Source organism: Nisaea acidiphila (assembly GCF_024662015.1).
GTDB lineage: Bacteria > Pseudomonadota > Alphaproteobacteria > Thalassobaculales > Thalassobaculaceae > Nisaea > Nisaea acidiphila.
The window spans coordinates 2999268-3014756 of record NZ_CP102480.1 but is presented as its reverse complement, the minus strand read 5'-3'; the positions used below and the strand labels follow the sequence as shown (position 1 = coordinate 3014756).

Annotated in this window: 10 protein-coding genes; 5 read left to right on the top strand and 5 right to left on the bottom strand. The window is 63.0% G+C overall.

The genetic code is table 11. The features are described from left to right. Positions 1-68 precede the first annotated feature (68 nt). Positions 69-701: an NAD(P)H:quinone oxidoreductase gene (gene wrbA / locus NUH88_RS13925; RefSeq protein ID WP_257767013.1), complete on the top strand. Its 633-nt coding sequence runs from the start codon at positions 69-71 to the stop codon at positions 699-701. A gap of 139 nt (positions 702-840) precedes the next feature. Here the strand turns inward: wrbA and NUH88_RS13920 are convergent, their stop codons facing one another. Then, a complete protein-coding gene (locus tag NUH88_RS13920) occupies positions 841-1833 on the bottom strand; it encodes an NAD-dependent epimerase/dehydratase family protein (RefSeq protein ID WP_257767012.1) in 993 nt (330 codons plus the stop codon). A gap of 314 nt (positions 1834-2147) precedes the next feature. Here NUH88_RS13920 and NUH88_RS13915 point away from each other — a divergent pair, with 314 nt between their 5' ends. Then, complete coding sequence (locus NUH88_RS13915) at positions 2148-5636, top strand: indolepyruvate ferredoxin oxidoreductase family protein (protein ID WP_257767011.1); 3489 nt, start codon at positions 2148-2150, stop codon at positions 5634-5636. Positions 5637-5738: 102 nt separating this feature from the next. Here NUH88_RS13915 and NUH88_RS13910 read toward each other — a convergent pair whose 3' ends face one another. Continuing rightward, positions 5739-6506, bottom strand: coding sequence for a helix-turn-helix domain-containing protein (locus tag NUH88_RS13910; protein ID WP_257767010.1), 768 nt, complete (start codon positions 6504-6506; stop codon positions 5739-5741). 801 nt (positions 6507-7307) lie between these two features. On the opposite strand from NUH88_RS13910, the gene NUH88_RS13905 reads away from it, so the two are divergent. The 3 genes from NUH88_RS13905 to NUH88_RS13895 all read left to right on the top strand — a co-directional run bounded on the left by NUH88_RS13905 (position 7308) and on the right by NUH88_RS13895 (position 11060). Beyond that, positions 7308-7910: a DUF4347 domain-containing protein gene (locus NUH88_RS13905; protein ID WP_257767009.1), complete on the top strand. Its 603-nt coding sequence runs from the start codon at positions 7308-7310 to the stop codon at positions 7908-7910. A gap of 14 nt (positions 7911-7924) precedes the next feature. Then, complete coding sequence (locus tag NUH88_RS13900) at positions 7925-10177, top strand: calcium-binding protein (RefSeq protein WP_257767008.1); 2253 nt, start codon at positions 7925-7927, stop codon at positions 10175-10177. 124 nt (positions 10178-10301) lie between these two features. Next, on the top strand, positions 10302-11060 hold the full coding sequence (locus NUH88_RS13895; RefSeq protein WP_257767007.1) for a DUF3750 domain-containing protein: 759 nt from the start codon (positions 10302-10304) through the stop codon (positions 11058-11060). Positions 11061-11264: 204 nt separating this feature from the next. Here NUH88_RS13895 and NUH88_RS13890 read toward each other — a convergent pair whose 3' ends face one another. The 3 genes from NUH88_RS13890 to NUH88_RS13880 form a co-directional block, all read right to left on the bottom strand. Next, positions 11265-12860 (bottom strand): hypothetical protein, encoded by a 1596-nt coding sequence (locus NUH88_RS13890; protein ID WP_257767006.1) that lies wholly within the window; start codon positions 12858-12860, stop codon positions 11265-11267. 112 nt (positions 12861-12972) lie between these two features. Beyond that, complete coding sequence (locus tag NUH88_RS13885; RefSeq protein WP_257767005.1) at positions 12973-14397, bottom strand: aldehyde dehydrogenase family protein; 1425 nt, start codon at positions 14395-14397, stop codon at positions 12973-12975. A 38-nt stretch (positions 14398-14435) separates the two neighbouring features. Continuing rightward, on the bottom strand, positions 14436-15395 hold the full coding sequence (locus NUH88_RS13880) for an NAD(P)-dependent oxidoreductase (RefSeq protein ID WP_257767004.1): 960 nt from the start codon (positions 15393-15395) through the stop codon (positions 14436-14438). Between the last annotated feature and the right edge of the window lie 94 nt (positions 15396-15489).

Genomic DNA, 15489 nt, shown 5'->3' with positions numbered 1-15489 from the left:
CCTCATTGTCCAGCGAGAGGAATGGGCTCACCTAGGGGGCAACGAATTTTCCTCTCTGGAGTCCCACCATGACCAAAGTCCTCGTCCTCTATTACTCCTCCTACGGTCACATCGAGACCCTCGCCGGCGCGGTTGCGAAAGGCGCCGGATCGGTCGGCGGCGTCGAGGTGACGGTGAAGCGCGTCCCGGAACTGATGCCGGAGGACGTTGCGAAGAATGCCGGCGTCAAACTCGACCAGGTGGCGCCCATCGCGGAACCGGCGGAGCTCGCCGGCTACGACGCAATCATCTTCGGCACCCCGACCCGCTTCGGTAATATGGCCGCTCAGATGCGCAATTTCCTCGACCAGACCGGCGGTCTCTGGGCGAAAGGCGCGCTCATCGGCAAGGTCGCGAGCGTCTTCACCTCGACCGGCACCGGCGCGGGCATGGAAGCCACCATTCTCTCCACCCTCCCGACCCTGGTGCATCACGGCATGATGTTCGTCGGCGTGCCCTATAGCGAACAGGCACTGACCGATATCAGCGAAGTGCGCGGCGGCTCCCCCTACGGCGCCGGCACGATCGCCGGTTCCGACGGCAGCCGCACGCCGAACGAGATCGAACTGACGATCGCGGAGAGCCAGGGCCGCCATGTCGCGTCGGTCGCGGCGAAGCTGAAGGCGGGCGAAGCCGCGCAGGTTGCGGCCAACGCGGCCTAAGCGTCTCTCCTTCCACGTCCCAAAACGGTCGTCGTTCCCGCGAACGCGGGAACCCAGGGAACAAGGTCGGTGCCCTATGATCCCTGGGTCCCCACTTGCGTGGGGATGACGACCGCTTGTTACTCTAAAGAACCGGCGCTCACACCCCGTGATAGCGCTTGTACCACTCGACGAATTTCGGGATCCCGACCCCGATCGGCGTTGACGGCGCGTAGCCGAGATCCTGCGCCGCCGGGTCGATATCGGCATAGGTGGCATAGACATCGCCCGGCTGCATCGGCTGCATGTCCATGATCGCCGGAACGCCGCACGCCTCCTCGATCACCCGGATATAGTCCAACAGCTTCACGGGCGTGTTGTTGCCGAGATTGTAGACCATGTGCGGGCAGGCGCCGTCCTCGCCGGATGGCGGATGGTCCATCGCCGCGACGACGCCCTTGGCGATGTCGTCGATGTAGGTGAAGTCCCGCATCATGTCGCCGTTGTTGAAGACCCGGATCGGCCGGCCCTCGAGGATCGCGCTGGTGAAAAGCCAGGGCGACATGTCCGGACGGCCCCAAGGGCCATAGACGGTGAAGAAGCGCAGTCCCGTCGACGGCACCCGGTAGAGATGGGCGTAGGAATAGCTCAGCAGCTCGTTCGCCTTCTTGGTCGCGCCGTAGAAGGAGACCGGACTGTCGGTCTTCTGCCCGGTGCTGAACGGCATCTCCCTGTTGGCGCCGTAGACCGAGGAGGAGGAGGCGTAGACGAAGCTCCTGCACCCCGCCGGACGGTCCATCAGACCTCGCACGAACTCGAGCATGTTGGCATGACCGACGAGATTGGAGCGCACATAGTCGCCCGGATGGTCAATCGAATAGCGCACCCCGGCCTGGGCGGCGAGATGCACCACCCGGTCGATGTCCGGATAGCGCTCCGTCAGCCCCGTGACCGCCGCGTCGTCGGCGATCTCCAGTTCCTCGAAGGTGAAGCCGTTCCGCCCTTCCAGCGTCTTCAGGCGAGCATGCTTCAGGGCCGGATCGTAATAGCTGTTCAGATTGTCGATCCCGACCACGCGCTCCCCCCGCGCCAGCAGGATCTCCGCTACATGCATGCCGATGAAACCCGCGGCGCCGGTCAGGAGTACCGTCATGAACCTCTTCCGGATCGGTGAAAGACCTTGTTTTTCGGGACTTCTTATGCCGGAACGAATCCGGGGCGCCAAGCATGCGAAACGGTAATTTCACAATTGCCGTCGCCGGATCGCCTCCCGGCGTTTCGTTTCGCGCTCTTGCCGATTGACGAAAATCTGCGTCGTTCTGTCGCGCCGCTTTGTCGATTTCTTGCGTTTTTCGAACGCGCTTCCGGCGCCGATTGCCGCCCCCCGGCCGAGGGCATACCTTAATTGCAAATGAAACAATCGGAGCGACTGGAGAAACCGGCGCCCGCAGCCCCCAGGGAGAGATCATGACGGCACTCAAGACCGTCGCGCTGGACGACAAATATGCCCTCGATCGGGGCCGGGTCTACATGACCGGCATCCAGGCCTTGGTGCGCCTGCCGATGGCCCAGCGCCAGCGCGATGCCGCGGCCGGGCTCAACACCGCCTGTTTCATTTCCGGGTACCGCGGCTCACCGCTCGGCACTTACGACCAGCAGCTCTGGCGCGCCCGCGAGTTCGTCAAGAAGAACCACATCCATTTCCAGCCAGGCCTGAACGAGGACCTTGCCGCCACCGCGGTCTGGGGCAGCCAGCAGACCGAGCTCTATCCTGGCGCCAAATACGATGGCGTCTTCTCCATCTGGTACGGAAAGGGCCCGGGCGTCGACCGCTCCGGCGACGCCTTCAAACACGCGAATTTCTGCGGCACCTCGAAGCATGGTGGCGTACTGGCGATTGCCGGCGACGACCATGTCGCCAAGTCCTCGACCATTCCGCACCAGAGTGAATACGCCTTCATGGATGCCTGCATTCCGATGCTCCATCCGGCCGGCGTGCAGGACGTGCTCGATTACGGTCTCTACGGCATCGCCATGTCCCGTTTCAGCGGGTGCTGGGCCGGGTTGAAGGCGACGGCGGAGAACATGGACAGCTCCGCCTCGATCGAGATCGACCCGATGGCGCTCGAAATCGGTACCCCCTCTGGTTTCGAGATGCCGGAAGGCGGGCTGAATGTGCGCTGGCCGGATCCCTGGCTCGAGCAGGAAGCGCGGCTGCACGATTTCAAGCTGCCCGCCGTGCTCGCCTTCGCCCGCGCCAACCGGCTCGACCGGGTGATGCTCGCCAGTCCGAAGCCGCGGATCGGCATCGTCACCGTCGGCAAGTCGTATCTCGACGTGCGCCAGGCGCTCGACGATCTCGGCATCTCCGACCGGGAGGCCGCCGAGCTCGGGCTCGCCGTCTACAAGGTGGCAATGCCCTGGCCGCTGGAGCCGGAGGGGCTGAAGCAATTCGCTGCCGGGCTCGACGAGCTGATCGTGATCGAGGAGAAGCGCCCGCTGATCGAGGATCAGGCCAAGGCTATCCTCTACGAGCTGAACGGCCGCGGTCCGAAGATCATCGGCAAGAAGGACGAGACCGGCACGGTCATCATGCCGACCAACGGGGAGCTGTCCGCCGGAAAGATCGCCCGCGTGCTGGCCCGCCGCCTGCTCGGCCTGCACGACCACACGCGTCTCCGCGAACGGCTCGACTTTCTCGACGGGCACAAGAAGGACGCGGTGAAGCCCGCGACCGACTTCCAGCGCATTCCCTATTTCTGCTCCGGCTGCCCGCACAACACCTCGACCAAGCTGCCGGACGGCTCGCTCTCCTTCGCCGGGATCGGCTGCCACTTCCTTGCGAGCTGGATGCCGGAGCGCGAGACCAAGACCTTCACCCAGATGGGGGCCGAGGGCACGCCCTGGATCGGCATGGCGCCCTTCACCGAACACAAACACATGTTCGTCAATCTGGGCGACGGCACCTACACCCATTCCGGCCTTCTGGCGATCCGCGCCGCGGTCGCCGCCAAGGTCAACATCACCTACAAGATCCTCTATAACGACGCCGTCGCGATGACCGGCGGCCAGCCGGCGGAAGGCGCCTTCTCGGTGCTGGAGATCGCCAACCAGGTTGCCGCCGAGCGTGTCGCGGCCCTGCGCATCGTTACCGACGAGCCGGACAAATACCCCCTCGGCACCCATTGGCCGGATTTCGCGACCCTGCATCACCGCGACGAGCTGGACGCCGTGCAGAAGGAACTGCGCGAGACCGAGGGCGTCACCATCATCCTCTACGACCAGACCTGCGCCACCGAGAAGCGCCGGCGGCGCAAGCGCGGACTGATGCCGGAACCGGCCAAACGGCTCTATATCAACCAGCAGGTCTGCGAGGGCTGCGGCGATTGCGGCGTGCAGTCCAACTGCGTCTCCCTGACCCCGGTCGAGACCGAGTTCGGCCGTAAGCGCGCGATCGACCAGAGCTCCTGCAACAAGGACTATTCCTGCGCCAAGGGCTTCTGCCCGAGCTTCGTCAACGTGATCGGCGGACGGGTGCGGAAGAAGACCGGGACCCAGCCGGCCGCCCGGCAGACCGACATTTTCCCGGTGCTGCCGGAGCCGGAAATCCCGGCCCTAAAGGAGCCGTACAACATCCTGATCTCCGGCATCGGCGGCACCGGCGTGGTGACCATCGGCGCTCTGCTCGGCATGGCCGCGCATCTGGAGGACAAGGGCGTCACCGTCCTCGACCAGATCGGCCTCGCGCAGAAGAACGGCTCCGTCATCAGCCATGTCCGCCTCGCGCAGCAACCGGACGAGCTGCATGCGGTGCGGATCGCCGCCGGCTCGGCCGACCTGATGCTGGCCTGCGACATGATCACCGCCGCGGGCGCCGAGGGTCTCTCCAAAGTCAGCCTCGGCGAGACCACGGCCATCGTGAACACCCAGGCGACGATGAACGGCGCCTTCACCCAGAATCCGGACCTGCAGTTCCCGGCCGAAACGGTGAAATCGGCGCTGAAGACGGCCTGCGGCGAGAACTCGACCCATTTCCTCGACGCCAACCGCATCGCCACCGCGCTGCTGGGCGACAGCATCGCCTCCAACCTCTTCGTGCTCGGCTATGCCTACCAGCTCGGCCTGATCCCGCTCTCGGGCGCCGCGATCGAGCGCGCGGTGGAACTGAACGGGGTCGCAGTCGAGTTCAACAAGAAGGCCTTTCTCTGGGGCCGCCGCGCGGCGCACGATCTCGGTGCGGTGGAAAAGGCCGCCGCGCCGGTCACCGAGCCGCCGAGGCATCTCGACCTCTCGAAGAGCGTGGACGAGGAAATCGAGCGCCGGGCAGCCGAGCTCACCGCCTACCAGAACGCGGCCTATGCGGACCGCTACCTCTCCCTGGTCGCGAAGGTCCGTGCCGCCGAGGAGCGGTCGATGCCCGGCCGGGAAGAACTGACCGAGGCCGTCGCGCGCTACGCCTACAAGCTGATGGCCTACAAGGACGAGTACGAGGTCGCCCGGCTCTATACCGACCCCGCCTTCCGCCAGCAGCTCGACGAGCAGTTCGAGGGGAACTTCAAGCTCGAGGTCAATCTCGCGCCGCCGCTTCTGGCCCAGAAGGATCCGGAGACCGGCCGCCTGAAGAAGCGCGCCTACGGCCCCTGGATCTTCACCGCCTTCAAGCTACTCACCGCCTTCAAGGGCCTCCGCGGCACCGCCTTCGATCCCTTCGGCCGGACCGGGGAGCGGAAGACGGAACGCCGCCTGATCGAGGAATATTTCACGGATATGGAAACGGTCGCCGCCGCGCTCTCGCCGGACAACCACGCCGCCGCGGTGGCGCTGGCGAAGGTCCCGGAACATATCCGCGGCTACGGCCATGTGAAGGAGCGCCACCTGAAGGATGCCGCCCGGAGACGGGCCGAGGCCCTCGAGGCCTTCCGCCAACCGGAGCCGAGCCGGAGCGCGGCCGAATAGCGGGACTTGCCTCGCCCGGCCCCGCGCATCTCAATTCGGTGATCCGCGGTTTGAAAAAGATCACGCTGGAAATGCCCCGGGTCAGGCCGTCGCAATGCGAGTCTAGGCCCCCCCCGACTGGGCGCCTCTGCTCGACTCACCGAGTTCCCTGGACCAGCGTTGCATAATCTCGATATCGGAAAGACCGTTTCGATCACCCTTCCGGAACAGCTCATTGCCATGCACGGCATGGCTTCGAGCCGCTTCGCGGGCCTCGCTGGGGGACATGCCAAAATGCTCGCGGAACCGGGTGGAGAAATGGCCCGCAGTGACGAATCCATGTTCGAGTGCGATGTCGAAAACACCTCTCCCGAGATTCGCGGGAGACGCGAGCGCCCTGAAAACAAACATCAGTCTCCGGCGCAAAATGTAGTCCCGCACGCCCCCCTTTGCCTTCAATACCCGGTACAGCGTTGCCCGCGACATCCGGAAATGGGCGCAAATCGTCTCCACACCAAGTTCCGGGTCTCCGATATTCTCATCGATATATTTCTGCAGCGCGCCGAGTACACCTGAATGCGCCTCTTCGGAGGACGCGTCGCCAGCCACGACCAACGCCCGCAACAGCCCCATCAGGCTGTCGGTCAGAACCGCAGCATCACCGGCGGGCGCGGTCGGAATCGTCGTGCGCAGTAAATGAAAGAAGCCCGAGAGAAGCTTTCCCGAAGTCGTGTCGCCACTGAAAAGCTTGCCGCGCGCTTCCGCTAAAACCGGCAGATCGGCCTCCACCCGGTCTCGCGGCAGAATGATGGAAAGCACCTCTGCATCGGAGCAAATGGCGTCGACTTCAAACCCGAGATTGACGGCATAGACTCCGTCCGTGTCGATCACGAAATCCGAACCGCCATTCTCGCATCTGTTCCGGCCGCTGATGAAGACCTGCAGTCCGATATGATCGGAATCATCGTTCCGGCGCAGCCAGGAACTGTCCCTGATGAATTTCTGCCCCGAGAACTTGTTGTCGATGAACAGAAACCCGCCGGCATTGTAGATCTTGAATTCAGGCACTTGCGGCGGATCACGCGGATCCGCGAGAGGAACGGATTTGAAGTACGGCGTGATCGCCCGACTCCAATGCCAGAATAGCTCTTCGGGCGGCAGCATACCCGGCAGGAGCGATAGTGACGGAATCCGAGATTCTGCTTTCAACTCCCCCTCCTGGGGCCGCGCACCACATACGGTGCTCTATTTTCGGATTATCGAAAAACCGAGTTGAGACATCCACAAAAAAAAATTGAGACACACAAGGAAGCGCCCACATCATGAAACATATATACTTAATCAATGACTGAATAAGAAGCCGAATCAATGATAAGGTCATGATAAACAAAGGAACAAGGACAAATTAAATTCATGCGTTCCATGCAATAACGTATCGGTTTTTGATATATATTAAAAACTTTGCTTTCTTCAGAACGAAGAAGGAACAGAAGATGCAAGAGTTTGCTCCAGGAACTCCTGAAGACATCCCTTCACATCCGACACGGGGCGGTGAGGCCCGCCAGTCCGAGCTCAAAACGGCAAGATGCAAGTCCCGGAATCTTGCCCCTCTCGCCGGGGTGTCATTCCGGCCGCGGCACGCCGTCCTGCGCCGCACCGCCAGTGTCCGCACCAACTGAACCGACCTCCGACATGACACATGGCGAGACCATTCTCTTCGTCGATAACAGGATTCGGCATGCGCGCCTGATGGTCGAGGGACTTGATCCCCGCACCAAGGTTCATCCTCTTTCTCCGGCGGGCGACCCGCTTACCGAGATCGCACCCGTCGTTTCCCGTGCCGCCCCGGTCGGTCGCATCGCCATTCTGGCCCGGGGCGTCCACGGAGCGCCCACGCATTCGAGATCGCGGATGAAATGCCTCATGCGTGAACACAACGCGGCAACCTTGGCCAGGATCCGCGCGGCATTGGCACCCGGCGCAGACATCCTGCTGATGCTCTCTGCGGCAGGGGGCGGCAGCGCGACGCAGGCATTCATCGCCGGACTGGAAGCCGGCGTCGGTGTGCCGGTCCTAGTTACCGAAACAGACCTCCGCGCGGAGACCGGAAAGAGCCACAGGCCCTCCTTCGGAACCATATTCGCGCCCTCGGCGCAGGCCTCCTATCCGGACCGCTTCGCCCCTTCCGCTAGGCCATGCGGCGGCAAAAGGGCGGACCGTTTCGTCTTCGGTTACCGCAGCGGAGATGACCAGACAACAGACTTCACGCCCGGGCAAAAGCCCGTAGCGTTCTAGACTAGGAGAAAGCCATGGCTAATCTGACGACTACCGGATCCGGGTTCAACCCGAGTAACGGGACAAACATAACCGGCGCGTCCACGTTGACCACCAACGCCGACACGCTGACCGTTACATCGAACAGTCACCTTCCCGGATCCAATCTGACCAATGCCACCTCCGGCACCGAAACCCTGGTCTTTGCCCAAGGGAGCGCCGATCTGACCGGCATTTCGGCCATTTCAGGCTGGAATACGATCCAGTTTGTCGGCGGCTCGACAAATACTCTCAATCAGTCAATCGTCGCCGCAATCAACGGAGATGGGAAAACAACAACGATCCAGAGCAGCGACAGCAGCACCATAACCTTGGGGCTCGAAACGTCCGGCTCGTCATATAGCTTCTCCGCCACGACGCTGACGAACGTCGCCCTCTCAGCATCGACCGGCAACGACACGATAACCGGTTCCGACGGCCAAGACACGATTTCCGGCGCCGCCGGGGCGGATGTGATATCGGGAGCAAACGGGAACGACGTTCTCTACGGCGGGTCGGGCGGGGACATTCTATCGGGTCAGGCCGGGACCGACCTGATCTACGGAAATGCCGACGATGACAGCATCGATGGCGGGGCGAACGACGATACGCTCTACGGCGGTGACGGCAACGATGACTTAACCGGAGACGCCGGGAACGATCTGCTCTATGGGGGCAGCGGCAACGACTCGCTCTCCGCGGGGGCAGACAGCGACATTCTCTATGGCGGCGATGGCGCGGACTCATTGCGGTCGGGCAACGGCGGCGATCAGCTCATCGGCGAGGCCGGCGCCGACACCTTCGCCGGGACCCAGGCGGAATTCAACGGCGACACAATTTCCGGCCTCGAAGCCGGCGATATGATCCGGGTCTTCAGCACCGACGTGACCAGCCTGAACGGCACCACGCTCGGCAGCACGCTGGATCTCGGCGGCAACACGCTCAACCTTTCCGGGACCAACGGCTCCCTGACGATCAATGCGACGCTGAACGGCTCCCATACGGAGCTGACCTTTTCCGCCCCTACGACGAGCGGAAGCGGCTCCAGCACTCCCAGCAATCCCAGCAATCCATTTTCGGTGAACAACCGGAGCGCGGCCGATGTCGCCGGCACCGGCACGGGACGGACTCTGGCGAACAATAGCGGATCGGCGGCGACCGGCGCGCTGGTGGAAGGCACCGGCAACGGTAATGTCGTGACCGTGACGCTGCCGAGCGGGGTCGCGCTGACCAATTCCGGGACCTCGACGGCACAAGCCTCCGGCGCCGCCGGGACCACGCTGACCGGCGAGATCCAGGCGACGGAACCGGACAGCGCCGAGCAGAGTTTCCTCGACGGCCACGGCCAGACGTTCCTTGCGGGCAATTCAGGCGTAGAGATTGATATCCGTTCGATCACCTTCTCCTCAACCGGAAGCACTGCGCAGACGGTGCAGCTTACCGGCCAAGGCTCGAGCGGCGGCGAGGCCTTCGTGATCGACACCTCTGGCCTGCCGTCCGGCTCCACCCTGCAGCTCGACAATATCGAGTTCGCCGCCATCGTGGGCAATGCCACCGTCACCGGCGGAGCGGGCCAGAACTATGTCGTCGGCGACGATGCGCAGCAATTCATCTCGCTCGGCGCGGAGGACGACACGCTGGCCGGCGGCGGCGGGGACGACACGATCGGCTCCGGCTACGGCGAGGACATCCTTTACGGCAACCAGGGTGCGGACAGCGTCTTCGGCGGCGGCGGCATGGACACGCTCTATGGCGGCCAGGACGGCGATACCGTGCTCGGAAACAACGACGACGACGTGCTCTATGGCAACCGCGGCGGCGACACCCTGTTCGGCGGCGAGAACGAGGATGCGCTTTATGGCGGACAGAACGAAGACATCGTCTACGGAAATGCGGGCGACGACACGCTGCATGGCAATCTCGGTAACGACACACTCTATGGCGGTCGCGGCAACGACCTGCTCTACGGGCAGTCGGGCGACGATTATCTCGCCGGAAATACGGGCGACGACACGCTCGAAGGCGGAGACGGCGCGGACACGTTCGTCTTCAGTTTCGGCGGCGGGAACGAGACGGTCACCGACTTCATGGCTGGCACCGATACGCTCGCGCTTGAGGCCGGGCTCGGCGTCTCCGGCGCAACCGAGAGCGGTGGCAACACGACCGTCACTTTCTCCGACGGCGGCACCGTCACCGTGATCGGCGTCAACCAGTCCACGCTGGCAGCAGCAACTGGGTGGGAGTTCTGACAACATCGCCTGCCAAGTGCCGCTCGGAGCCCCCGCGGCACTCGCCATCGTTCCCGCGGCACAGACGCGTCGACGGGCTTGCAATGCATCGTCCCGCGCCCATCTCTTTCCGATGATCCGCGGTTTGAAAAAGTTCCGGCGCGCCACCCTGTTCTGTCTCGCGCTGATCCTCGCGCTCGGGCTCCCGCTTGCCGCGAGCGCCGTCGGTAAATGGACGGAGGGGCCGGTGCACTGGAGCCAGGCACGCAGGGATTCCTCGGGGCTCGCTCCGAAACCCGAAGAGACGCCGGAAGCGGTGGTGCAGGTCTATGCCGGCCGCGCCTGGAGCTGGCGCGGCATCTTCGGCGTGCATACCTGGTTCGCCGTCAAACCGCCGAACGCCTCCGAATATACCCGTCTCGAAGTGATGGGCTGGCAGCTCCGCTACGGCAGCACCGCGGTCCGGGTGCGGAACGGCACTCCCGACGGCTACTGGTTCGGCTCCGAGCCTGAACTGCTGGCGGAAGTCCGCGGCGCCGAAGCCGAGATCCTGATCCCCCGCATCCTCGCCGCCGCCGAGAGCTATCCGCATGCGGACCAGTACCGGATCTGGCCCGGTCCCAACAGCAACACCTTCACCGCCCACATCGCCCGCCAGGTCCCCGAACTCAGCCTCGACCTGCCCCCGACCGCCATCGGCAAAGATTTCATTCCCGAGGGCGCGGTCTTCGCGAAAACGCCGAGCGGGACGGGTTTCCAGGTCTCGCTGCTCGGGTTGGCAGGGGTGGTGCTGGCGCTGGAAGAAGGAATCGAGGTGAACGTGCTCGGCCTGACGCTGGGGGTGGACGTCACCAACCCTGCGCTCAAGCTGCCGGGCGTGGGACGGGTCGGGTTTTCGGACTGACCTTCTAACTGACCTTGACTCCCGCACCCCGCCCCTCACAAAACCGGTCGTCATTCCCGCGAAAGCGGGGACCCAGGGATCCAAAGCACAGCCCTACGCTCCCTGGGTCCCCACTTGCGTGGGGATGACGAACCGAAAGATGGGACAAACAACCGTCGGCGCTTTAAAAGCGGGACCCGCCAAACTCACCCCACGAGTTCCGAACTACAGCAATCCCGCTGCCTTCAACGCCGGTTCGATCGCTTTCATGACGTACGAAATCCACCCGAAATGATGCGCCGCGAGCACCGGCAAGCCGACACCAAGCCCGCGGTAGATTGCAGAACTGACAAAGCGCTTGCAGCCTTCTTCCAGACCATCAAGGCTACCTTCTCTAACCCGTTCCAAAATCGGCCTGAAGAGCTCGGAGAGTGCATTTCCGACTGAGCGCCGCGCGTTCTTTAGCGCCTCCATCGTCGGTGGCACCTTGTCGTTCTGACCGTCGCCTATCGTCATCACTTCGACGGATTGAACAACTTCTTCCAGGACCTCGGACGAGGCCGAAGCCAATATACCGGTTTCAGCCGCGATCTCCTTCGCCGCCTGAACCAGCGCCGTCACTTCTTCCTGCGCTGGTGTCCGCTCGCTATCGGCTTCGTAGTCGTGCCACTCGTCAAACTGGCGAATGAACATCCCGTGCGAACCGGCAAACGACTCCAATTCCGATGCCGCCACCCCCATCAGAATGTCATCAGTACGCCTCGCCAAACTTTCCACACGGGCACCATGAATCCCGAGCGAAACAACGTTCAGGTCCTCGAAGCGATCACCAAGTGCCTTTCGGTACGACACAAGCACCGGATCAAGAGCCTGAAAATTCCCAGCTTTGAGGACTTTCTCGAACGCCGACAGATGCTCTTCATGGGCAACCCACGCGGCACGGCGCCGGGCCTCTTGTGCTCCATCTCTCGCCTTCGGCGGGACCGGAGGCAATACATGGAGCTTCCCGTCATCTCCCCAGATGAATTGCGCACTCGCGGGCTTCTGTTCCGGCACCTGCGCTCGATACTTCGCCTCTATCTCGCCGATCAGTGCATTGACGTGTTCAGCACCCGATTCCCAATGACGGTGAATTTCCAGTGTGCGTTGAACCTCTAATTCTTCGATCAACGGCATTGAACGCGGATCGTTAGACCCACGCATGCGATCCTCGTACCAGTCAGTCCAAACATGCCAATCAGATTTCTGATTGATCAATAGCCCTTTGAGATATGACCAGGCGGTTTCAATCTCATCTGGAACACTGCCCATCCAAAGAGGCTGAAAAGCCAATTGCTGCGGAGTGTAACCTCGCTCGACAATAACAAAATCTGCGTTCACGGCCAGATTGGCTAGTCTGTCATCAAGCGATGCGGAGAAGTTCGCGAGCAATTCGCAATGAAGTGCGTTTGCCGCCGAATCTGCCGCCTCTGATGGAAGCCCATCATATGTGGCTCCTGCGGCGCAGGCTGCATATATACCGCAGAACACAACAGAATCCGCCGTCGGGTCGTCCACGATCCACATTTCTGAAGCGTCATTTACAACTTCAAGCAATTCTCTTCGCGCTGACGGCCAAATACTCATTGCCCAAGTCACAGACAAGCTTTGAAGGAGAATGAGAAAAAAACCATTGAGGTGCTTTGACGGGTCTTGCCTAATGTAAGGACCACAAAGCGGTAACACGCGCATTGCTGCTCGGGCTGCGCAGACCAAGCTGAAATTGATAGAATGACTAGCGAGCCATTTTTTTACAGATTCTTGATCATCTGGCTCAATCACGACTCGTCCACGAAAGATCTAGTTCAGAGTACCGATGCACTAAAAATCAATAGTGTTGACTTCAATTGATTTTAGATCGAGCGCTCAGTAGGAGCTAGATCAACGTTGATTCCTACCCCGTGATCGCCTTCGTCTCCAGGAAGTCCTCCAGCCCGAACGGGCCGTTCTCCCGCCCGAGTCCCGACTGCTTGTACCCGCCGAAGGGCACGTCGGTGTCGCCGTAATTGCCGTTGATATAGACGTTCCCCGCGCGCAGGCGCCGGGCGACGCGCTGGGCCTTGGCGTCGTCGCTCGTCTGGATATAGGCGGCGAGGCCGTAGTCGGTGTCGTTGCCGATGGCGACCGCCTCGTCCTCGCCGTCGAACGGGATCATCACCAGCACCGGGCCGAAGATCTCGTTGCGGGCGATATGCATGTCGTTGGTGACGTCGGCGAACAGCGTCGGCTTGACGAAATAGCCGCGCTCGAAACCCTCCGGCTTGCCGAGCCCGCCGGTGACGACGCGGGCGCCCTCCTCGATACCCTTGCGGATATGTTCCTGCACCCGCTCGAACTGGATCTTGTTCACCAGCGGGCCGATATGCTCGCCCGGCTCCAGCGGGTCGCCGACCTTCACTTCCGCAGCGAAGCGGCCGGCCATGGTGACGGCCTCGTCATAGACGCTCTTCTCGACCAGCAGGCGGGTCGGGGCGTCGCAGGACTGGCCGCTGTTGGAGAAGCAGTTCTCCACGCTGTAGCGGAGCGCGGTGTCGAGATCGGTATCGGCGAAGAGGATGTTCGGGCTCTTGCCTCCGAGCTCCAGCGCGACCCGGCGGATGCCGTTCGCCGCAGCCTTCATCACCTCGGTGCCGGCGCGGGTCGAGCCAGTGAAGGAGAGCAGGTCGATCTCGGGATGGGAGGACAGCGCCGCGCCGGTGCAGAAGCCGTCGCCATGGACAAGGTTGAAGACACCGGGCGGGCAGCCCGCTTCTGCCAGCACTTCGGCCACCAGCCCAGCGGAGAGCGGGGCATACTCGCTCGGCTTCAGCACCATGGTGCAGCCGGCGGCGAGCGCCGAGGCGACCTTGGTCATCACCTGGTTGACCGGCCAGTTCCAGGGCGTGATCAGCCCGGCGACACCCGCCGCCTCGTCGCGGAGCGTGCTGCCGCCGCGCAGGCTGGGGCGCTCGAAGACATGATTTTCCAGCGCCTCGATCGCCGCCTCCAGCAAGGCGTCGCCGCAGGGTGCCTGGCTCTCGCGGGAGAGATCGCGCGGCGCGCCCATTTCCATGGTCATCGCTTCGGCCACCTCGTCCCGGCGGCGAAGGTAAATGTCGCGGGCGCGGGTCAGCAGGGCGACACGGTCCTCGACCGAACTCTCGCTCCACATTTCGAACGCATCCCGCGCCGCCCGCACGGCGCGATCCACATCGCCCGGACCGCCCAGCGAGATGATCGCCACGCCCTCTTCCGTCGCCGGGTTCACGACCTCGAAATCCTGCCCGTCGGCCGGCGCCACCCAGCTCCCGTCGATGAAGAATGCGCGTCGGTCCAGCATGGCTCTCTCCCGGCCCAAAGATGAGATACGGACGCCGCTCAGGATCGTCCCATGGGAACAATTTCATAGCCGGGCTCTTCCGGCTCGTCATCCTCCATCTCGGGCGGGAAGCCGGGCGCTGTGATATCGAGGCCCGTCGCCTCCTCCAGCCGCTTGATGATGTTCGGCGAAAGTTCGCGCGGCCCGTAGCGCTCGATCCCGTCGGCAAAAATCCGGTTGATCAGCGGCGAGATCTCCAGCGGCACGCCGTTCGCCTCCGCGATCTCCTGAAACAGGCCGACATCCTTCAGCACCAGATCCATGGTGAAGCTGATATCGCGGGAGCCGTTCAGGATCACCTGGCTCTCGGTCTCGTGGACGAAGGAATTGCCGGAGGAAATGCGGATCGCCTCGAAGGTGGTGTTGAGGTCCATCCCGGCGGCTTTTGAGGTTACCAGCGCCTCGCAGAGCGTAAGCAGGTTGGCCGTCGCGAGGTAATTGGTCATCACCTTCAGGACCGAGGCGGTGCCGAGATCGCCGGTATGCAGGATGCGGCGGCCCATCATCGTGAGCACCGGAAGCATCCTCTCGAAGGTCGGACGCGCGCAGCCGGCGAGGATCGCGATATTGCCGGTCGCCGCCCGGTGACAGCCGCCGGAGACCGGGCAATCGACCGCCTCCGCGCCTTTCCCGGCGACCAGCGCGCCGAGGCGTTTCACCTCCTCGGCATGGGTGGTGGACATCTCCGCCCAGATCTTGCCCGGCGCGAGCCCCGCAAGAATGCCATCCTCGGCTTCCATGACCGCAGCGGAGATCGCCGGGCTAGGCAGGCAGGTGATGACGATGTCCGAGGTCTCCGCCATCGCCTTCGGGCTCTCGCCGAACGCCGCGCCCTTGTCGAGAAACGGCTGCGCGAGCGCCGCGTCCAGATCGCGAACCGTCAGATCCGCCCCGTTGCGCAGCAGACTGCCCGCGAGTTTGCCGCCGACATTGCCCAGGCCGATAAAGCCAATCTTCATCCCGCACTCCGCTCTTTCCGAATTAGAGAAAGCGAGAGTGCAGGCCATGGAAGCGAAAGGGAATCAGAGAAATTGTTATCGCAGGATGAGGTCG